20 protein-coding genes are annotated in these 21,775 nt (G+C 34.0%); 6 read left to right on the forward strand and 14 right to left on the reverse strand.

Annotation, left to right across the window (positions count from 1 at the left end):
- From ACTG3Y_RS08580 to ACTG3Y_RS08625, 10 genes are all read right to left on the reverse strand, one after another.
- A partial coding sequence (locus ACTG3Y_RS08580) for a fibronectin type III domain-containing protein (protein WP_439152513.1) occupies window positions 1-963 on the reverse strand: 963 nt, incomplete at its 3' end.
- Window positions 964-974: 11 nt separating this feature from the next.
- Window positions 975-2,333 (reverse strand): Ig-like domain-containing protein, encoded by a 1,359-nt coding sequence (locus tag ACTG3Y_RS08585; RefSeq protein WP_439152514.1) that lies wholly within the window; start codon window positions 2,331-2,333, stop codon window positions 975-977.
- A gap of 144 nt (window positions 2,334-2,477) precedes the next feature.
- Entirely contained in the window at window positions 2,478-4,547 is a 2,070-nt protein-coding gene (locus ACTG3Y_RS08590) for an HAD family hydrolase (protein WP_439152515.1), read from the reverse strand.
- Between the two features lie 13 nt (window positions 4,548-4,560).
- On the reverse strand, window positions 4,561-6,726 hold the full coding sequence (locus ACTG3Y_RS08595; protein ID WP_439152516.1) for a prolyl oligopeptidase family serine peptidase: 2,166 nt from the start codon (window positions 6,724-6,726) through the stop codon (window positions 4,561-4,563).
- Between the two features lie 87 nt (window positions 6,727-6,813).
- A complete protein-coding gene (locus tag ACTG3Y_RS08600; protein ID WP_439152517.1) occupies window positions 6,814-8,946 on the reverse strand; it encodes an FG-GAP-like repeat-containing protein in 2,133 nt (710 codons plus the stop codon).
- A 13-nt stretch (window positions 8,947-8,959) separates the two neighbouring features.
- Complete coding sequence (locus ACTG3Y_RS08605; RefSeq protein WP_439152518.1) at window positions 8,960-10,045, reverse strand: hypothetical protein; 1,086 nt, start codon at window positions 10,043-10,045, stop codon at window positions 8,960-8,962.
- 120 nt (window positions 10,046-10,165) lie between these two features.
- Complete coding sequence (locus ACTG3Y_RS08610) at window positions 10,166-11,155, reverse strand: aspartate-semialdehyde dehydrogenase (RefSeq protein WP_439152519.1); 990 nt, start codon at window positions 11,153-11,155, stop codon at window positions 10,166-10,168.
- Window positions 11,156-11,325: 170 nt separating this feature from the next.
- A complete protein-coding gene (gene mscL / locus ACTG3Y_RS08615) occupies window positions 11,326-11,727 on the reverse strand; it encodes a large-conductance mechanosensitive channel protein MscL (protein ID WP_439152520.1) in 402 nt (133 codons plus the stop codon).
- An 84-nt stretch (window positions 11,728-11,811) separates the two neighbouring features.
- The gene (gene alr, locus ACTG3Y_RS08620) at window positions 11,812-12,918 is read right to left on the reverse strand and encodes an alanine racemase (protein ID WP_439152521.1); all 1,107 of its coding nucleotides are present in this window, start codon (window positions 12,916-12,918) and stop codon (window positions 11,812-11,814) included.
- Window positions 12,905-13,558, reverse strand: a complete 654-nt coding sequence (locus ACTG3Y_RS08625) for a thymidine kinase (protein WP_439152522.1) — start codon at window positions 13,556-13,558, stop codon at window positions 12,905-12,907. Before ACTG3Y_RS08625 ends, alr begins: the two co-directional genes overlap by 14 nt.
- 80 nt (window positions 13,559-13,638) lie before the next feature.
- Here ACTG3Y_RS08625 and ACTG3Y_RS08630 point away from each other — a divergent pair, with 80 nt between their 5' ends.
- The 3 genes from ACTG3Y_RS08630 to ACTG3Y_RS08640 all read left to right on the forward strand — a co-directional run bounded on the left by ACTG3Y_RS08630 (window position 13,639) and on the right by ACTG3Y_RS08640 (window position 15,733).
- The gene (locus ACTG3Y_RS08630; RefSeq protein WP_439152523.1) at window positions 13,639-14,379 is read left to right on the forward strand and encodes a hypothetical protein; all 741 of its coding nucleotides are present in this window, start codon (window positions 13,639-13,641) and stop codon (window positions 14,377-14,379) included.
- A 93-nt stretch (window positions 14,380-14,472) separates the two neighbouring features.
- Window positions 14,473-15,150, forward strand: coding sequence for a 16S rRNA (cytidine(1402)-2'-O)-methyltransferase (gene rsmI / locus ACTG3Y_RS08635; protein WP_439152524.1), 678 nt, complete (start codon window positions 14,473-14,475; stop codon window positions 15,148-15,150).
- Window positions 15,151-15,163: 13 nt separating this feature from the next.
- Window positions 15,164-15,733 carry a uracil-DNA glycosylase family protein gene (locus ACTG3Y_RS08640; protein WP_439152525.1) on the forward strand — a complete coding sequence of 190 codons (570 nt, stop codon included), beginning with the start codon at window positions 15,164-15,166 and terminating at the stop codon, window positions 15,731-15,733.
- Between the two features lie 454 nt (window positions 15,734-16,187).
- Here the strand turns inward: ACTG3Y_RS08640 and ACTG3Y_RS08645 are convergent, their stop codons facing one another.
- A complete protein-coding gene (locus ACTG3Y_RS08645) occupies window positions 16,188-16,790 on the reverse strand; it encodes a carboxymuconolactone decarboxylase family protein (protein WP_439152526.1) in 603 nt (200 codons plus the stop codon).
- A 68-nt stretch (window positions 16,791-16,858) separates the two neighbouring features.
- Here ACTG3Y_RS08645 and ACTG3Y_RS08650 point away from each other — a divergent pair, with 68 nt between their 5' ends.
- From ACTG3Y_RS08650 to ACTG3Y_RS08660, 3 genes are read left to right on the forward strand one after another with little or no spacing between them, the layout of a single operon-like run.
- On the forward strand, window positions 16,859-17,296 hold the full coding sequence (locus ACTG3Y_RS08650; RefSeq protein ID WP_439152527.1) for an OsmC family protein: 438 nt from the start codon (window positions 16,859-16,861) through the stop codon (window positions 17,294-17,296).
- 6 nt (window positions 17,297-17,302) lie between these two features.
- Window positions 17,303-18,994, forward strand: coding sequence for a single-stranded-DNA-specific exonuclease RecJ (gene recJ, locus ACTG3Y_RS08655; protein ID WP_439152528.1), 1,692 nt, complete (start codon window positions 17,303-17,305; stop codon window positions 18,992-18,994).
- Between the two features lie 3 nt (window positions 18,995-18,997).
- The gene (locus tag ACTG3Y_RS08660; RefSeq protein ID WP_439152529.1) at window positions 18,998-20,272 is read left to right on the forward strand and encodes an MFS transporter; all 1,275 of its coding nucleotides are present in this window, start codon (window positions 18,998-19,000) and stop codon (window positions 20,270-20,272) included.
- On the opposite strand, the gene ACTG3Y_RS08665 is transcribed toward ACTG3Y_RS08660, so the two are convergent.
- The 3 genes from ACTG3Y_RS08665 to ACTG3Y_RS08675 all read right to left on the reverse strand — a co-directional run bounded on the left by ACTG3Y_RS08665 (window position 20,269) and on the right by ACTG3Y_RS08675 (window position 21,760).
- Entirely contained in the window at window positions 20,269-21,021 is a 753-nt protein-coding gene (locus ACTG3Y_RS08665) for a UDP-2,3-diacylglucosamine diphosphatase (protein WP_439152537.1), read from the reverse strand. The genes ACTG3Y_RS08660 and ACTG3Y_RS08665 overlap by 4 nt on opposite strands.
- 10 nt (window positions 21,022-21,031) lie before the next feature.
- Window positions 21,032-21,484 (reverse strand): 6-pyruvoyl trahydropterin synthase family protein, encoded by a 453-nt coding sequence (locus ACTG3Y_RS08670; RefSeq protein ID WP_439152530.1) that lies wholly within the window; start codon window positions 21,482-21,484, stop codon window positions 21,032-21,034.
- A gap of 99 nt (window positions 21,485-21,583) precedes the next feature.
- On the reverse strand, window positions 21,584-21,760 hold the full coding sequence (locus ACTG3Y_RS08675; RefSeq protein ID WP_439152531.1) for a hypothetical protein: 177 nt from the start codon (window positions 21,758-21,760) through the stop codon (window positions 21,584-21,586).
- Window positions 21,761-21,775: the final 15 nt, after the last annotated feature.

A 21,775-nucleotide genomic window follows, 5' to 3' on the forward strand; every position in this document is an offset into this window, starting at 1 on the left:
TGATGCAGATACACCAACAATATCGTCTAAGAAATCTCCATTCATATCTACAACTGCCATGTCATATCCTGATAACGATATATCAACTTGACTGAAATTAATTCTAGACGGTGGTGATGTGGAAAAATTAATTGGCCCAGCCCAAGAACTGTAGTCACTAGCAGCACAACGTGCTCTAACATAAATTTCATATGCCGTATCTATTGTAAGTCCTGTTGCTGAGTGCGGAGCGGTGTTTATTGTAAGTGTACCGCTAGTAGGTATTCCTGTTCCAGCTGGCTGAATAGCTATTTCCCAAAGTGTTTCAGTGCCATTTGGTGTCCAATAAACATTTGCAGTATTAGTAGTAATGTTGTTTACAAAGAGATTAGAAACCGTTGGGCACGTTGGTGCTGCACCCGACGAAATTGTAGGTGAATTGAAGCAAAATCCCCAGCCCCAAGAACCATTATCCTCGTAGTATATTCTATATCTAAAATTAGCTAATTGATTTGCAGAAAATGCTGTAATATTTAATGTTCCACTATTAAATGAAGCACTAGGCCCTGCGCAAAAATTTACGTTAGGTGCATTAGGTGTATTATCGTTAAAAGAATTACTCCAATTCACCCAGTTGTTAGAATCAGCATCCCAATATTGAATTGTAATTGTTTCATTTTCATAGGTATTAAGAACATAAGTAGAGGTTAATTCTATCCCAAATTCACCAGCATTGAATGCTGCAGTTAAATTTATAATAGGAGATTCTGCGGCAACGTCATTATCAGAAGTAGATCCTGGCTCATCATCATCAAACGAAAAGTTACTAGATAATGTTGGGTTGTCAGTAAATACGTTTGGATTAGTGTCATAAGTTCCTGTTATTGTCCAGGACGCATTTGGCCAGTTAGCAGGTTGATTCAATACTTGTGCATAGCCTATAAAGCTAAATATTAGTAGTATTAGAAAAGTAATTTTTTTCATATTAATTAATTTTAATCACAATTATTTAATGATGCAATCCATTCTTCTACAAGTCGAACTCCCTCTTCGTGTTTCAATGTTCTTCCGAACAATGGCATTCTAAAAGATTCGTCGGTTGTATTTATTCTATAATAAAGAATAGAAAGTTCTATGTTATTAGGTTGTACTATATTTGAATTTGGTATAAATTGTGTTTCTGGTTCAATACAAACTCCTAAATTATCAGACTCTGCACTATCCCGAAATCCAAATCGCATTGATCTATATTCGCAATAGCTATTATCTGAATGGCAGTGTGCACAATTTATATCTAAGTATGATCTTACTCGCATTTCTAAGGATTCATTTTCATCATCCCACTTAACAGTTGTTTGTATTGATTCTGGTAAACTATTTTCTAAATAACCTATTTCAATTAATTTGCTCAATTGATTTGAAGCACCTGTTGCGTAATTATAATCCCTATTTAAGTTTTGTGGCTTTGGTCCTATTGGCAGGGGAGTTTCAAATTTATTATGACATGTAAAGCATTCACCACGAGAAGGTATTCGATAGTTTACCGTTTTTGTATCTCCATCTTCTAACCAACTTAAATTTAAATTACTTCCGTTATTATCAAAATAAGCTTCGGTCTGTTCATCATTCCAAACATATTTTGCAAAATCCCAACCATCTTCTTTCTTATACATTATGCGCGTTTCTATAATTTTTGTGTCGTTATTTGGTAATACATTTTCATAGAAAAAGCTTTTTATAAGTACACTGCCAGTAGGGAAATCTAAAGGCGAATAATCATTAACATACGTCGCTTTAACGCCATTTGGCATCCAAATAAAACGTTTTTTGTACGCATAATCTGTAAATAAAGGTGACATTAAATCATAAGGAATAACTCCAAATGTTGGATTTAATTCTTTTAAATTTCCTTCAAAAAAATTGTATGCAGAGAGTGTTTCAAAAGGTGTATCGCCAGTGAAAAAATTTACAATAGATGATGATGTAATTTCTACAGAAATTGTTTCTGTTTTACAATCACCATTATTATCGCAAATGGTATATTGAAATGTATCTAATCCTACATCATTATTATTGGCTGTGTAGATAAGAAAATCATCAGCTAAATCATCTGGAGTACTAGAATCTTGAATTGTTACAATGCCTTTGCTCGGGTTTGAAATAGAAAACTGACCTTGAGAAGGAATATTTTCATCATTTAAAAACATGAATATATCTACTTCAGAGTTTTGAGCAATTACAATATTGTCTGGATTAGTTTTTATGCTTACAGGAGTCATAGTATCGTCACTTGAGCACGACACAATAATTAGTCCTAAAACCAAAAAAATAGATCTAAAAATCTTTGTTTTCATGAGAAAAAAAACACTTAGACATTGCTTAGATTTGGAGAATTTGCAAGGAATAAGTTCAAATAATTTAGTAAATCTAATAAAATCAATTGAAAAAACAGCTTTTTTGCTGATTATTAACTATATATAGCTCTAAAATCTATTAGATTATTTCATGAAATTATATTTAAGGACAATAAGTTTATCTAAAACCTTATATCTGGCATGTTTGTTCAATTTATAGTACCAGTATATTGGTCGCATGGGTAAAATATAATTGATGAATTTACTTTTTGCATAGACATAAGGTCTCAATTTAACCATATACCTAAAATATCGCTCTGGCTTTAAGAGAAAACCTATTGCTTCTTTAATCAAACCTCTGTTTTCTGGGATCTCATATGATATGCCAACTTTGTTATCTCCGATATTTTGATAAAACCCTTTGTTTAAATTTTCTAAATAATTGAGTTTTTTGGTTGACTGAAGTAAGCCGACTTTAAGAGATAAACTAGAAATCTGCTTATCTACCATTTGCTCGTTATAGCAAATAGTTTCAAGAGCTGTGAGTAGTTTTTGGTGTTGAACAATCGAAAAATCCTGATGCGCTTGTATAAAATTCTCATATAGCCATTTTTCATTTGGTTCATGAAATTGCCTGGTATAATTTTCTGCGTCCTTACTGTAGCTTAAGGCACTACCATGATCTGCTGCTGCAAACTGTTCATATAATTGTGTATTCGCCATAACTATTGAATCTGTGTAATTCTCATATGGTAAAATTGAAAATAGCAGACCTTCGCGTGGAGTATTTTCAGTAATGTTATAAATTTCTCTTAAGCCAACATAAAACCCTGTAACCTTTACGTTTTTTTCGTAAAATTTATAGATAGACTCTTGCATAGTGCCTCCCCAACCAATATCAACTAAAAAGATGCCGTCTTCTTTAATGTTGACTTTAAAAGAATTGACATATTCATTAAATGCTTCTTGTTGAGATAATCTATGTGATTCATAATATTTTACAAATTGATTATCTGATTTTAGATTTTTAAAAACATCTGAATCGAAAAAGTCTTCAATTCTGTTATTCGCATTAATGTTTATAGCAACGGTTATGGAACTCATTTGAGTCTCCGTAAATGAGAAAAATTTCAAAAATTCATTAACCGAAAGGGTGTGGTGATAGTGTCTTAAATAATCAAACGTTTCGCTTTCTATGGGCTGCAATGAAAACTGAATAGAAGCTTGTCTTGAAATTCTTAAATAATGTGTTTTTATTTTATGTTCTTCATTTAAACACACATAATCTTGATATGAATCAAATAGTTTTTTTAAAAACTGTCCCTCTCTTGAGAGAAAAAATAAATCTTTAATATTCTTTTGTCTACATTTATTGTATAGTCTTTCGGTGAAAAAATGATAAAAAATAATGTATTCACTAAACGGTTGTGCATCTTTGGTGTTGCATTCTTGGTATATTTTCTTTAAAACTGAACGAAGCTTTTTATAGTCGTTGCCCAGGTTGTTTCTTTTATTGCGCCGTAAATGATGTTTATGTGGCATTAAATAGGCTTTTAACCCATTTTCTTCAGCACGTTTTAAATCACTAATCTCATTATCACCAATCATTATCACATCTGATGATTTTAGATTTAAATTGGATAAAATCTCTGGAAAAATTGTCCCTTTATATTTGCTTTTTCCTAAAGTGGACGAACTGTAGATGCCATCAAAAAGATTAAAGATATTATGATGTTTAAGAAGTACCTCGAACATAGATCGAGGGCCATAAAAATCTGAAACTAAATACACCTTACCACCTTTTGATTTAAAATCTTTTAAAACACTTACCGTATCCTCATTTACATATTGTACTGACCTTTCTGACTTTATATCTGCTAGTTCAAACACATCTAAGAAGATTTGTTTTATTTGTGGCGATATAATATCTGCGTTTAACAATCTTTTACAAATTTCGTTTTTCAGCAGTTTATACGAAAGCTCTACATCCTCACAATTGTACTTGTCTTTTAGATAATTTACAGATTCTTGTCTAATAAAATAAAGGGTATCTATATCAGTATTTAAGCCAAGTTCAGAAATAACAATTTTAGCCCATAGTCGCAATACGTAATTAGGATGTACAGTTCTGTGCACCAAAGTATCATAGTAATCTGTGAAAATTACTTTGATATTGTTATTATTAACAATGCTATTGAGTTGGTTAAGTTTCAAATTATTAGAAGGCTTAGCCTTTTACTTTTTTATTGATTTTACTAGGCAATACTTCAAAGCCCATATTATAAAGTGTAAAACCAAAAATATCAGAATACTGTTCTAAAATTTTTGAGACAGGTGTTCCTGCTCCATGCCCAGCATCTGTTTCTATACGAATTAAAGTTGGGTTATTGCCTGCCTGTTTACTTTGTAATTCTGCGGCAAATTTAAAACTATGTGCAGGTACAACTCTATCGTCATGGTCTCCCGTAGTAATTAAAGTAGCAGGATATTCCACACTTTCTTTAACATTATGTACTGGAGAATAGCCCTTTAGATAGTCAAACATTTCTTTACTGTCTTCTGCTGTTCCATAATCATAAGCCCAACCTGCCCCAGCTGTAAATGTATGGTAACGTAGCATGTCTAAAACCCCAACTGCAGGTAATGCCACTTTCATTAAATCTGGTCGTTGTGTCATTGTAGCTCCGACTAGTAAACCACCATTAGAACCACCTCTAATTGCTAAATAGTCTGAAGACGTATAATTATGTTCTATAAGATATTCTGCTGCCGCAATGAAGTCATCAAAAACATTTTGCTTTTGCATTTTTGTGCCTGCGTTGTGCCATTTTTTACCATACTCTCCACCACCACGTAGATTAGGTACTGCATAAATTCCTCCTTGTTCCATCCAAACCGCATTAGCAATACTAAAGCTTGGCGTTAAGGATATATTGAATCCGCCATAACCATATAAAATAGTTGGGTTTTTACCGTTTAATTCTAAGCCTTTCTTATGCGTAATAATCATTGGGACTTTAGTGCCGTCTTTTGACGTATAAAAAACTTGATTACTCTCGTAATCTTCCGGATTAAAATCTATACTTGGTTTTCTGTATAATTCTGATGCCCCATTTTTAATGTCGTACTTATAAATACTTCCTGGAGTTACATAATTAGTAAAAGAATAATACAGTTCCTCTTCCTCTTTTTTAGCACCAAAACCATTAGCGCTACCTACATCAGGTAATTCCACCTCTCTTACTAAATTACCGTCAAAATCATATTGCAATACTTTAGATACAGCATCTACCATATAACTTGCAAAGAAATAACCTCCTCCAGTGGATGGACTTAATACATTTTCTGTTTCAGGAATAAACTCTTCCCAATTTTCAGGTGTCGGATTTGAAGCATCTACAGTTACTATTTTTTGATTTGGAGCATTCAGATTGGTCATTATAAATAACTTGCTGCCCACGTTTTCTATAATATTAGAATCTGAATCTGTATGACCTAATATCTCTACAAGTGGTGCATTAGGTACAGTGAGGTCTTTTATATATAATTTATTACCAGATGTGGATACTCTGGGTGTAATAATCAGGTAGCGATCATCTTCTGTAACGTTACCATAAATATATCTATGTTTCTCTTCTGGTGTTCCGCCATACACAAGCTTATCCTCAGATTGGCTTGTACCTAATTTGTGATAATATACTTTGTGTTGGTCTGTTTTTGCCGAAAGTTCACTTCCTTTAGGTTTATCGTAGCTGGAGTAATAAAAACCTTCGTTTTTATACCATGACATGCCACTAAATTTAATATCAACCAATGTGTCCTCGACTATTTCTTTAGTAATGGCATCCATAATCAATATTTTTCTCCAGTCACTACCACCTTCTGAAATTGAATATGCAGCAATTTCACCATTTTTAGAAAAGCTCAATCCGCCAAGTGAAATCGTACCATCTTCTTTAAACGTATTTGGGTCTAAAAACACTTCTGCTGTATCAGGATTTTCACCTGTTTTATAGCGGTAAATAACGTATTGGTTTTGTAAGCCATCATTTTTAGAAAAATAAGTATAATCACCTTCAACAAATGGTGGTCCTATTTTTTCGTAATTCCATAATTTTGACAAACGCTCTTTTAACTCTTCTCTATAAGGTATATTGTCTAAATATCCGAAAGTAACTTCGTTCTGAGACTTAACCCATGCTTCGGTTTCTTCACTTTTATCGTCCTCTAGCCAACGATAAGGGTCTTTTACTTCTTCTCCAAAATAAGTGTCAATGGTATCAACTTTATTGGTTTCAGGGTAATTTACTTGAATTGGTTCCACGTTAGATTTTTCATTTTTACAAGCTATTAGAATACTTAATAAGAATGCAGATAGAAGTATTTTTTTCATAATTAAATTATTTACAATAAGTAATTATAAAATTAAAGAAAAAAGCCCTTACTATACGCAAGAGCTTTATTTTATTACGATGAAGTATTATTTCTTAATGAATTTTTGTGTTTTTATAAGACCGTCATTCATTATTCGTAGAATATAATTTCCTGCTGTTATATTAGTAACATCGATAGTATTATCTGTGAATTTACCATTAAGTACACGTCTACCTGCGATATCAAAAACAGTATAAATTGCAGACTCAAATCCGTAGGTTGTATTAATATTAATGATGCCTGTAGTTGGATTTGGATAAGCGATTAAATCATCTACAAGAGTATCATTTAAATTTAAACTTTGACCTTCTTGAACGATAACTGTTGAATTTATTGTTGGATTATTAATATTGTCAACAACACCAGATGGCCAGTATATTCTAATATAATTTATCGATGTATCTGTACCAATTCCAAAGTGTGTATTCATGGTATGCATGTATCTAAATCCTTCACCACTTCGCACATCTCTTATTTGAACTCCAGATGGAGTGCTAATCTCTACTCTTGCACCAATACCATTTCTGTTACTTCGATTTGAAGCACTGTGTGCCATACCTTCAGTAACTATTTTTATCCAATTATTGGTATTACCATTATTTAAATAAAGATTGTTACTACCAAACATGTCTAGAAAGCCGTCATTATTTAAATCTCCAATAGACCCACCATAGGCCGAGTTTGGTAATGATAAATTTGGGTTGTAAGAAAATGTTAAGTCTCCATTTCCGAATAACATGTTACCATTTGTGAAGATGTCTAAATTTCCGTCGTTATCAAAATCGGCGGCAATATTTTCATATCCTTTAGCGGCAGTATCTACACCTGCACCTATTGTCACATTGGTAAATGTACCATCACCATTATTTTCCATCATAGTATTGGGGTCGTCAAAGTCACTAGAACCAACATAGGCATCCATATCACCATCATTATCAAAATCTCCCCATGCAGCAGACCATGTTTGAATTGGATCTGCCATATTAGCGGCCACACCTACTTCGGTATAGGTACCGTCTCCATTATTTTGGTATAACTCATTAGTTCTTCTAGCTATAGACCCTCCGCACTTTGCCATAAACATGTCAATATCTCTGTCGTTATCATAGTCCACCCAAATAGATGCATAATTTCCACCGTTTGGAAATCCTCCCAATCCATTAGTATTGCTAGATACTAAGGCATAATTGTTTGATGGACCTTGATTTAAGTAAGTTAAACTTTCATCTACATCATGGCACACAAAGGCATCTAAAAAACCATCATTATTGATATCTACAAAATTAGAGCGCTGAGAAAATACATATTCATTAATAGAAAATTCATTATAAGCGGTACCATTTGAATTTGCTATCATAAAACTAACTCCATTACCATCACCATATAGTAAATCATTGTAACCATCTGCATTAATATCACCAGCAGCAATACTCCAAAAAGGTGCATAAGATGGCAAAGTTGTAGGGATTGTAACATCATTAAAACCTCCACCAGGTAATTGATAGTGTATATTTACATAAGGGTTTGGAGTTTCAGTTCTCACTCCATCAGGATAAGAAACGTCAATATGGTTAACACTTACAACATCATCTAAAAAATCACCATTCATATCAACAATTGCCTGATCATAAGATCCTGTAGCATTTATTGATTGTTGAGTAAAAGTTACCGGTGTCGGTGGTGGTGGTGGAGCAGGATCTCCTTCGGTTAAAATAAAATCAAAATCACTACTATTAGTCCACTTATCGTCCCACACAATATAATATGTCTCACCTGCTACAGCTTCAAAAACGGCAACTGAGAGATATGAATTTCCATTTGTTCCGCTATATTCACCCGAATCATCGTCACCTCCTACACAAGTGTAAGTAGCAGCGACGCAATTACCAGTAAAAATCTGTACACGTGTATCTTTATCACCATTTTGAGTTAAATCGGAGCTTACAGTAACTTCATAATCATCATCAGGAACATATTTCACCCACTCTCCACCGTCTACCCCATCTGCCGTTCCTTTACAAAAAATTGGTGGCATATCTCCGTCTATCGTACCAACAGTATATACTACATCAGCAACAATTGCAGTACCTGCATCTGTGTCCGTACAAGAATTATAAGTCTGTGCTTCTAGGCTGATTAGCGACAAAAGACTAAATACGGATAGTAATATTTTTTTCATTATAGCTTATTATTTAATCACAATTTGTTAAAGAATTAATCCATGCGTCGATGAGTTCAATTCCTTCTTTATGTTGTATTGTTCTTGCCAATAAAGGCATTCTTGTTGACTGTTCTACTGATTTAATTCTAAATGACAATACCGACCTTTCAGAATTTCCAGGATCAATGATTTTTGTCAATGCAGGATCAAATACATCATCAGCATCTACGCACACACCAGTATTTACTAAATCTACTGTTTCGTTAAATGCAAATCTTACGGGTCTATAATCACAATGTCTATTATCTGCATGACAGTGGGCGCAATTTATATCTAAATAAGAGCGTGCTCTTAATTCTAGAGATTTACTTTCGTCTTCCCAATCTACCACAGATTCGATAGTATTAGGTACATTATCAGATAAATACCCAAATTCAACCCATTTTTGTAGTTGATTTTTTGTTTCATTAGCATATGCAATCGCCTTGTTAAGACTGTTAGGTTTTACACCAATTGGCATAGGATCTGCATCATCTGTTTTATGACATGTTAAACACTGTGATGCCGCTGGCACCTGATAGTTTACACTTTTTGTTTCGCCATTGGCAATGAAATCAATGGATTGATAGCTGCCGTTTAAATCAAAAGTAGCTTCGGATTGGTCGTCATTCCATACATAATTAGCAAAAACCCAACCCTCTTCTTTTTTAATTTGGAGTCTTGTCTCAATAATTTTGGTTGTATTATTTGGGAGTATATTATCGTAATAAAAGTTTTTTATTAAAATTGTTCCAATAGGAAAATTAATAATCTCATAGTCAGAGACATAATTTGCATTTACGCCAACTGGCATCCAAACAAAGCGTTTTTTCTTAGCATACTCTGAAAAGAGTGGTGTTATCATATCATATGGTAATACACCATATACAGGATTTAAATTTTTTAAGTCTCCATCGAAAAAATTATACTCAGAAAGGGTTTGATAAGGAACTGCCTCTAAATTAAAAACAACCGGTGAAACCTGCGGTGTATCATTGGCATTAGAATACCCATCGTCATTAGAACATGACAAGATAAGGGCAAATAAGAATACGATATAAAAATAATTTTTTAACACTTATAGTAAATTGGGACGACTAATATAGCTACAAGTGTATAAAACAATTTAATTAATTAGTTGAACTACACAAATTTACTGTTATGGTGAAAAGATTCCAATAAAGTGAGAAGATTACTATTAGATTAATTCATTTTTAATTAAATATTCTGCGATTTGAACGGTATTTGTTGCGGCTCCTTTTCTAAGATTATCACTCACTATCCAAAGATTAAGTGTGTTTGGTTGAGAGCCATCTCGTCTTATACGACCCACAAAAACGTCATCTTTACCGTTTGCATAGATTGGCATAGGATATACATTAACGTCCAAATTGTCTTGTACTGTAACACCTTCTGTATCATTCAATAATTGCCTTATATCACTTAAATTAAAGTCATTTTCAAACTCTACATTAACAGACTCACTATGTCCACCTGCTGTAGGAATTCTAACCGCTGTTGCCGTTACTGCAATTGATTTATCATCTAATATTTTTTGTGTTTCACGAACCAGCTTCATTTCTTCTTTGGTATAACCATTCTCTTCGAAAACATCGCAATGTGGAATTGCATTTCTATGAATAGGATAGTGATATGCCATTTCTCCTTTAATACCAGCCATTTCATTTTCCATCTGCTCAACGGCTTTAACACCAGTACCCGACACTGATTGATAGGTAGATACAACAATTCTTTTAATGTTATATTTTCTATGAAGCGGTGCCAATACCATAACCATTTGAATAGTCGAACAGTTTGGGTTTGCAATTATTTTATCATCTTTTGAAAGTTTATTTGCATTAATTTCTGGTACTATTAATTTCTTAGATGAATCCATTCGCCATGCTGAAGAATTATCAATCACTGTAGTACCTGCTTCTGCAAATTTTGTAGCCCATTCTAAGGATGTATTACCACCTGCAGAAAATAGCGCGATATCAGGACGTTTTTCAATAGCAGTAGGAATACTTATTATCTCGTTTTGCTTTCCTTTATATTCTATTTTCTTCCCAACAGAACGTTCTGAAGCAACTAATAATAATTCATCCATAGGGAAATTACGTTCCTCTAAAACTTTTAGCATAACGTTCCCTACTAAGCCTGTAGCACCTACAACCGCAATTTTCATATCACAAAATTTTAATTTTCAAAATTAGAGTATTTCATTAAGTATTTATGTCAATTTTATAATAAAAAAGTCATAAAAATAAAGATGAAAAATAGCTATTTTAAAAAAAGAACCCAGACCAATAGGCCTGGGTTTAATTACTAAAAGTAGTATAGCGGTAAAGCTAAAAATTATTTCTTTAAAGAATCTCTGATTTCAGTTAATAATTCGATTTCAGAGGGTCCTGCAGGTTCTTCTGGCGCTGGTTTTTCTTTCTTCTTCATATTGTTAACCCCTTTTACTACTAAGAACATAACGAATGCGACAATAATAAAGTCGATAACATTAGTTAAAAATGTACCATATTCTAAGAATACTTCTCCTACCATTTCTCCTGCATCGTTTAATTCACCATCCTTTAATTTGTATTTAAGTGCTTTAAAGTCCGAGTCTAATATTAGTCCGATTAATGGAGAAATAATTCCGCCTGTGAATGCAGTTACTACTTCTTTGAAAGCAGCACCCAATACGAAACCAACAGCAATGTCTACAAGGTTACCCTTCATTGCAAATTCCTTAAATTCTTTTAACATAATTTAGTGTTTTTAAATAGTTGGTTAATATGTTAGTGAGACACTAAAATAGATAAAAAAGTCACAAAATGTTAAATTAAGCTTCTATTTTATAAATAAACGCCTCACACGCTGTGAGATAGCGGTTAAGATTTCATAAGAAATGGTATTTGCGGATTCTGCAAAATCAGATGCTTTATTTTTGAAATCAAAGACAATGACCTCATCACCTTCCTTACAGTATATACCAGTAATATTAACCATTATCATGTCCATGCAAACATTCCCTATAATTGGTGCTTCACTACCATTAATAATAACATAAGTATTTTCATTACCATAAATACGGCTAATACCATCGGCATGACCAATTGGTATCGTTGCGATCTTTTCAATTCCTTTAGATTTGTAGGCTCTGTTGTAGCCTACACTTTCATCTTTCTCTATGTTATGGATTTGGGAAATAACAGATTTTAAACTCGCTATAGGTTTTAGATTTGAATCTTCAAGCGCAGAATTACCAAAACCATATAGTCCAATACCACAACGGACCATATTAAAATGAGCTTTAGGAAAATTTAAAACACCAGAAGTATTACATAAATGTAACCACGGCCTATAGCTAATTTTATGTTCAAATTCCAACGCAATGTTTGTGAATGTTTGGATTTGCTTTTTGGTAAAGTCTATTTCGCTTAAATCTTCACTGGCAGCCAAATGCGAAAACAAAGATTTGGCCACTATACTCTGGGTATGTTTTAATTGTTCTATTATGAAATCAATATCATTTTCCCAGAACCCTAATCTGTTTAATCCTGTATTGAATTTTATATGAACCGGATAATTTTTTTGAGAATGAGCCTCTGCAATTTCAATAAATTCACGCAAGATTTTTGGGCTGTAAATACTTGGCTCTAAGCACCTGTCAAGAATAGTTTTAAAATTTACAGGTTGAGGATGTAATACTAGAATTGGTGTTGTGATACCAGCATCTCTTAAAATGACACCTTCTTTGGTATAGGCAACTGCAAAATAATCTACTTTGAGTGCTTCAAGATGCTTTGCAATTTCTACAGAATCACTTCCATAAGCGAAAGCCTTTACTACAGCTAAAAATTTTGTTCCGGGTTGAAGCTTTGATTTTAGGTATTTGTAGTTATGGGTAAGCGCTCCTAAATCAATCTCGAGAATGGTTTCTTTAGCTTTTGGCATCAGATTTTTTTTCTTTAGAATTGATCTCTTCTGCTTCATTTACCTTCACCTGCCTTACTTTGTCTCTCAACATACTTTTGTAATATGCAGCTCTACTAAGAGGTTCGTATTCATCTACTTCACCAAGTAATACCAAGTCGTCGCTCTTGGCCTTTCTGTAGCTATACTGAGCTAAATTTCCTGTTTTAGTGCAAATAGCATGTACCTTAGTTACATATTCTGCTGTTGCCATTAGATAAGGCATTGGTCCAAAAGGATTGCCTTTAAAATCCATATCTAAGCCCGCAACAATAACCCGAATGCCTTTATTGGCCAAGTCATTGCAAACTCTTACGATTTCATCGTCAAAAAACTGAGCTTCATCTATGCCAACGACATCACAATCATCTGCCAAAATAGGAATGTTAGCAGCAGCAGGTACAGGTGTAGAACGAATTTCGTTGTCATCATGAGACACTACCATGTCGTCATCATAACGTACATCAACAGCAGGTTTAAAAATTTCAACCTTCTGTCTCGCAAATTTGGCACGTTTCAATCTACGAATCAATTCCTCGGTCTTTCCAGAGAACATCGATCCACAAATCACTTCTATCCACCCAAATTGTTCTTTATGATTTACTGTATTTTCGAGAAACATTTCGTAATTTTAGCACTAAAACGTAGTAATTATTCGTTTGTATAAAGGTCACGCAAATTTATTAAATATCAAAAGTAAAAATGAAAAAGAAATTAGAATCAGAATTAGTTAGCATAGCGCACAGGATTCTAAAACTGAAAGGAAGAGAAGATGTAGATAGAATGCACCAAGAAGTTTCTAAGCTATACGAAAAATTGACGGTTTTAAAATTTGCGCAAGAGAATTTTGAAGATAACATGCCTACAATTGGTAATGACTCTTCGTTTTTTGATATGTTAGATACGGCTTTCAATAATAAGATTAGCGATAACATAGAGGTTGGTAACAAAACCTACATCAATTTAGATGAGAGAGAAGATGATGGTATTATGGAACCTGTTATGGAAAAGATCAAGGACATGGTTGCGCAAATGCCGGAAGAGACCCAACAGGTTGATGCTATTTTAGAAAAGACATTACCTAATGACACTCCGAAAACAGTAGAGTTTGAAAACATAAGTTCTGATTTTGCTGAAATACCAGAATTTGAACCTTTAGAAGAGGCAAAGAAGCGTGAAGCTGAAAAGAAATCTCTTAATGATAAATTAAAAGGTAAAAGTCTTCAAATAGATTTAAATGATAAGTTGGCGTTTATAAAGCACTTGTTCGAAGGCAAAAATGAAGATTATGATCGTGTGATTTCCCAGGTTAATACGGCTCCTTCTTTAACTGAAGCACGAAAACTTATTCTAGAAATGGTGAAACCAGATCACAATTACTGGGAAGGCAAGGAAGAATATGAAGAGCGTTTTATTGAAATTGTTGAAAGTAAATTCAATTAAATACTTGGCCTAGTAACCTGATACCTAAAGGACCTCAATGTGTGAACTTAAAACATCTGTATAATATTTTTCGGGTCAAATTTTAAGTAATTAATGAGTAAACTCTACCTCGTACCAACACCAATAGGAAATTTAAAGGATATCACCTTTAGAGCTATCGATATTTTAAAGGATGTCGATTTAATTTTAGCTGAAGATACCAGAACCTCAGGAAAGCTATTAAAGCATTATGACATCACTACCCAGATGCAAAGCCATCATATGCATAATGAGCATAAAATAGTAAATGGCTTAATTGAAAAACTAAAATCAGGATTATGCATTGCAGTAATTAGCGATGCTGGTACACCAGCAATTTCAGACCCAGGATTTCTATTGGTAAGGGCATGTGTTGAGCACAATATTGACGTAGAATGCTTACCTGGAGCTACAGCTTTTGTACCTGCATTAGTCAATAGTGGCTTACCAAATGACAAGTTTGTATTTGAAGGGTTTTTACCCGTAAAGAAAGGGCGTCAAACGCGATTGTTACTGCTAGCAGAAGAAAAAAGAACCATGATTTTTTATGAAAGCCCACATAAACTCATAAAAACCCTAGGGCATTTCTGCGAGTATTTTGGTGAAGATAGATTAGTATCTGTATCGAGAGAATTAACTAAACTCTACGAAGAAACGGTTAGAGGTACAGCTAAAGAAGTTTTAGAGCATTACACTAATAAACCACCAAAAGGCGAGCTAGTAATTGTGGTTGCTGGTAAAAAAGTAGAATGACATTAAGGTTGATGTGAAAAATCTCTTAAATGAAATTAGTAATTGCACCATTTGCAAGTCACACCTTCCGTTAGGTCCAAATCCTATAGTGAGTACGCACAAAAACTCTAAAATTATATTATTAAGCCAGGCACCTGGTAGAATTGCACATCAAAAAAATAAGGCATGGGATGATCCTAGTGGAAGAAAATTAAGAGAATGGTTAGGAGTTGATGAAGACCAATTTTACAACGCTGAGAATTTTGCCATTCTACCTATTGGATTTTGTTATCCGGGAAAAGCAAAAACAGGAGATTTACCACCACGACCAGAGTGTGCACCTCAATGGCACAATCAACTATTAGATAAAATGGAAAGTGTAGAATTGATTATTTTAATTGGCGCCTATTCACAACACTATTATTTAAAAGATAAAAAATCATTAACGGAGCGCGTAGGTAATTATAAAACGTATCTACCAAAGTATTTTCCGATTCCGCATCCATCACCAACTAACCGTTTTTGGAGAAGTAAAAATCCTTGGTTTGAGGAATTGGTTGTGGGAGAGTTGCAGGAAAAGATTGAAGAATTATTGATGGTGTAAAAAAACTACCTGAACCAGCGAATGGATCATATACTAAATCATGAATCATTATTTTTCTTTTTAAATTAGTTCTAAAAAGATGATTTCTTTTCATAATCACCTATGGCATTGATTTTATTATTTTCAAGTCCTTTAAGTTTATAAATTCTCTTACGTTTGTTTGTCTCACCTATATTTTTCCTAATTAGGAGCCCTATCTGAATTATGATGTGAGAAATGAATATAAGAATTAAAGATTCCCAAAAGTTCATATCGTTAATATTTTAAGCTAAAGTAAATCAGTTGTTTACTAGTTACTGTAATATGGTTTACAATCTACTAATAGTTCAAAGTAAAAATAAGGACAGTAAAATTCAATAACTAAAATACCCCACCATTACTGGTGAGTTCTCACTTTATTTGTTTCACTGATGAAACCATTTAGGGTAAATATTAAAAAGTAGAATTATTTATTTTAATAAACAGACCCATCATGTTTCCCAACCTCATAACCATGTTTTCCTAAATATTTATTTCCGCTTTCTACAGCACCTTCTTCAATAGAAGTTCCCATAGAATCATTCCAACGGTTGAGGTAGCCAAACAAAGAGATTACACCTAGCATTTCTACAATTTCACCTTCGTCCCAATGTTCATATAGACGTTTTTTAATATCTGCATTTACAGCATTTGGGACTTGGCTTGCCGCTAAACTAAAGTCTAAAGCTGCACGTTCTGCCTCGGAAAAGGCTGGATGTGTTCTATACTCCCAAATATTATCGAGTTGTTCTTGTTCTGCACCATAACGTTCTGCAGCTCTTATGGCATGTGCCTGGCAATAACGACACCCTGTGGAGTTACTGCTTACCCAAGCAATCATACGCTTTAAAGCCGAATTGACACGACCCTCATTAGCCATTACAGCTTTATTCAAGTTGATAAACGCTTTACTTATGGCTGGTCTGCGTTGCATCGTTAAAACTGAATTAGGACAAAACCCAAGCGTTTCATTAAAGAATTCTGCCAATTTTTTAGTTTCTAAATCGTGCTCAGGAGATAACGGAGTTACTAATGCCATATTTGTTTTATTTAAGTCGTATTTTTGAATGTACAAGATAGGAGTTCTAACAATTAAACTAAAAGAAAATGGCTGATAAAATCGTTACACATTGGCAAGGTGGATTAACTTTTGAATCGGATAATCCAAGCGGAAAAACTGTAATAATGGATACAGATATTGAAGGACAAGACGAACGTTTTGGACTATCGCCTAAAGCCATGATGTTATCATCTTTGGCTGGTTGTACAGCATTAGACGTCATTTCTACTTTAGATAAAATGAAGGAAGAAATCAGTGATTTTAAAGTTGAAGTTTCTGGTGAACTCACAGATGAACACCCAAGATATTATCATGTTGTAGAAGTGGACTATCATTTTTATGGTCCAGATTTAAATATGAAAAAGTGTGAACGCGCAGTTGATCTATCAGTTGAAAAATATTGTGGTGTAATGGAAATGTTTAGACGTTTTGCAGATGTAAAAACAAATATTGTTTATCATATCGGTACCAAACGAAATATTTAGTTCTATATGCGTTGGACACTCAAGCCAAAACCCGAAGCTCCAAAAGTTGAAGCCTTAAAAAAAGCACTTCAAGTTGATGATATTGTAGCAACCTTATTGCTGCAACGTGGTATTGATACTTATGAAGTAGCTAAAACATTCTTTAGACCAAGCTTTGAAGATTTACACAATCCATTCTTAATGAAAGATATGGATTTAGCAGTCTCTAGAATTGAGAGCGCAATTGAAAATAATGAAAACATTTTAGTTTATGGAGATTATGACGTAGACGGCACAACTTCTGTAGCTTTAATGTCGTCGTATTTAAAAACCAGAATTGATTCGGTTGCCACTTATATTCCTGATCGATATGATGAGGGCTATGGCATTTCATTTAAGGGTATTGACTTCGCCGATGATAATGGGTTTTCATTAATCATAGCTTTAGATTGTGGTATAAAGGCCATTGATAAAGTCGCTTATGCCAAAGAAAAAGACATCGATTTTATTATTTGCGATCACCATAGACCAGGAGACAAACTTCCAGAGGCTGTTGCTGTTTTAGACCCGAAACGAGACGATTGTGAGTACCCGTTTAAGGAATTATGTGGTTGTGGTGTTGGCTTTAAACTGATAACAGCACTAGCCTCAAACCAAGGGAAAACCGTTGAAGATTTAGTTGAATATTTAGATTTGGTAGCCACTGCAATTGGAGCAGATATTGTACCTATTGTAGGAGAAAATAGAGCCTTAGCTTATTTTGGATTACAAGTTATTAATTCACAGCCAAGACCTGGTATGAAAGCTATTATCGCTGAAGTTAAAAAAGAGGAGTTGACGGTTTCAGATGTGGTTTTTATTATTGCTCCTCGAATTAATGCCGCTGGACGAATGAAACATGGTAATCATGCCGTGACACTTTTAACCGAAACCGATTTTAATTTAGCAGCTGAATATGCTGTAGATATTGATCAGTTTAATACAGACCGTCGAGAAACGGATAAACGAATTACGGAAGAAGCTTTATTTCAAATTGAAGAAAACAACGAAAAAGAAGGGTTCACCACGGTTGTATATCGTGAAGATTGGCATAAGGGAGTCATCGGTATTGTGGCATCCCGTTTAATAGAAACCTATTACAGACCAACCTTGGTTTTTACCAAAAGTGGAGATAAACTCGCAGCTTCTGCACGCTCCGTCTCTGGGTTTGATGTGTATAATGCTTTGGAAGCTTGTTCCGAATATATTGAACAATTTGGTGGCCACAAATATGCTGCGGGCTTAACTTTACGACCTGAAAATTATGAGGCTTTTAAAGCAAAGTTTGAAAGTGTAGTAAAAGACACTATCGACCCAAAATTATTAACTCCAGAACTTAAAGTCGATTTAGAAATAGAGCTAAGTCAAGTTGATAACAAACTACTTAGAATTCTAAAACAGTTCGCTCCATTTGGGCCTCAAAACTTAGCGCCAACCTTTATGACTCAAGGCTTAAAAGATACCGGTTGGGGAAAATGTGTTGGTGAAGATGATAAGCATTTACGTTTAACAGCTACACAATCGTTTAACGATAAAATAGTATGTATTGGTTTTGGTTTGGGCGATAAAATAGACCTCATAAAAAATAAAAGGCAATTCTCTGCTGCTTATGCCATTGATGAAAATCATTGGAATGGTAATGTGACTTTACAGTTGAAGTTAAAAGATATAAAACCATAACGCTTGGCAAAAAACGACCCATACGAAGCGCTCAGGTTTAAAGAATTCAATATCTTTTTATGGTTACGTTTTGCTCTGGTTTTTGGCTGGTCTATGCAATTTGTGGTTATTGAATGGCAGGTGTATTCCATGACGAATAATGAATTAAGTCTTGCTATCATTGGGCTTTGTGAATTTTTACCAGCATTTTTTTTAGCACCTTTTGCAGGCCATATCGTTGATAGAAAAGAAAAGCGAAATCTTTTTATGTTATGTATCGCTTTATTTTCATTAATAAGTTTTGGGTTGTTTTGGTTGACCTCATTATACGTCGAAACCGCTTGGGAAAGCAATTCAATCTTAATCAGTATTTACGCCTTGGTATTTTTTGGTGGTGTTTTAAGAGCATTTTTCGGACCAACAATTTTTTCGCTAATTGCACTTTTGGTGCCTAAAAAAGTATATCCAAATGCAGCAACATGGAGCAGTAGCACATGGAAAGGAGCTACAGTTTTTGGTGCGCTGTGTGGTGGATTTTTAATTGCTTGGATAGGGGTTCACTACACGCTAGGTATTATATTTTTATTGGTAATGATAGCACTGGTTTTAGTGTTTCAAATCAGTAAAAAACCGATTTTAAATAAGGCAATCAATGAATCAGTGAAAGAAAGTCTCAAAGCAGGTATACGATTTGTGTTTAATGATAAAGTCATTTTGGGTGCCTTAACTTTAGATATGATTGCCGTTTTGCTAGGTGGTGCTGTTGCCATTTTTGCTGTCTTTGCTAAAGATGTATTAGATGCTGGACCAAAGGGTTTTGGTATTTTAAATGCGGCGTTATCATCAGGAAGTATCATTACCATGTTGGCAACAACATATATTCCTATAACTAAAAGGACTGGTAAAAAGTTACTCGTTTCGGTTTTTGGTTTTGGAATTTGTATGATTGTTTTCGGAGCTTCAAAATTCATGTGGCTTAGTGTTTTAGCCTTATTTTTTGCAGGTGTTTTTGATGGTGTCTCTATGGTTGTACGCCAAACCATACTTCAGCTTAAAACACCAGATGATATGAGGGGTCGTGTGGGTGCTGTAAATTCCATGTTCGTAGGATCGTCTAATGAGTTAGGTGCTGTAGAAAGCGGTATCGCAGCTCGAATTTTTGGAGCACCATTAGCTGTTGTACTTGGAGGTACAGCAACCCTAATTATTGTAGCTGTTATTGGAGCGAAAAATCAACCTCTACGTGATCTAGATTTACAAAAAGATGTAAGAGATCATTATGATGAAGTGAAGACCTAATAAGTCTTTAATTCAAATGTTTTTCCATCAAAAACACCATACGTAAAGTACTGTATCCAATCGCCTAGATTAATGTATTTTGATGTTTCATTGAGTTGAATTTCGAGAGGTAAATGTCTATGTCCAAACACAAAATAATCGCGGTGTTTTTCTTCAAGTTTTTGCTTACTGTAAATGGCTAACCATTCATTGTCTTCTCCTAAAAAGGTCGCGTCATCATCACCAGAAATTAACTTGTTTTTTACAGAGAAGTATTGAGCGATACGCATACCAATATCTGGGTGTCCCCATTTAAACAGCCATTTAAAAAAAGGACTTATAAACACTTTTTTCATGCGTTTATAACCTTTATCACCAGGACCTAAACCATCACCATGTCCAATAAAAAAATCTGTACCACCCAATTTAAATTCCTGTGGCTTATGATATACAGGAATACCGAGTTCTTCTTCAAAATAACCATTCATCCATAAATCGTGGTTGCCTACAAAATAGTGAATTGGAATACCTGAATCGCTGATTTCAGCTAATTTCCCTAAAGTACGTGTAAAGCCTTTTGGAATAACAGTTTTATATTCAAACCAAAAATCAAATAAGTCGCCAAGCAGAAAAATTGCTGCTGCATCCTCTTTGATTTCATCTAACCAGGCTACAAACTTTTTCTCACGAGGTTTTGAATCTTCCATAGTTGGTGCTCCAAGATGATTATCGGAGGCAAAGTAGATTTTCTTTCCTTCAGCAATTTCTATGTGATGACTCTTATTCATTATCTCTTGCAAACCACTCTGCAAAGCTAGTGGCGGTTTCTTGCAGTTTTAAAGAATGCAATTTTATATTATTAGGTAAGCGTTGCTTAATTTTCTTAGCAAAATCAATAACCATCATTTCACTGGTTGGCTGGTAATCTACTAAGAGTACATTGTGGCCTCTATTTTCTAATTCCTTCGCCAATTCTACATGAGGTGTATTTTTATTAAATACGGTGGCGTGGTCAAAAACATTAACGATTTCTTCTTTCACAATTTTTTTTAAATCACTAAAATCGATGACCATTCCATATTTTACATTGGTAGTGTCTGAAATTGGTGTTCCGATGACCGTGACATCTAAACGGTAACTATGACCATGCACATTTTTACACTTTCCATCATAACCATAAAGTGCGTGTCCTGTTTCAAAAGAGAACTGTTTTGTAATACGTATGTTGCTCATTATCGTCTTTTATTTCGATTATAGAAATAGACAACAATAAGTACAATGCCTAGTATAAGAAATAAGCCGTTTCCACCTAAAAAATTGAGAATATCCATTCTATTCGTCTTTAAATCTGTTTTTATTATATCTGTAAATCGTGTATGCAATAATCACTAAGATAACAAAAGGAAGTATTGTGCCAATGAAAACGCCAATGCTGTAGCTGTTATCTGGTGCTTCTTTGATTTTTTCATCAATATTTACCTCTTGTAATAATGAAATAAGTAAACCCATGTCTTCTCTTAAAAT

The sequence above is a fragment of the Winogradskyella sp. genome, from assembly GCF_965656915.1.
Lineage (GTDB): Bacteria > Bacteroidota > Bacteroidia > Flavobacteriales > Flavobacteriaceae > Winogradskyella.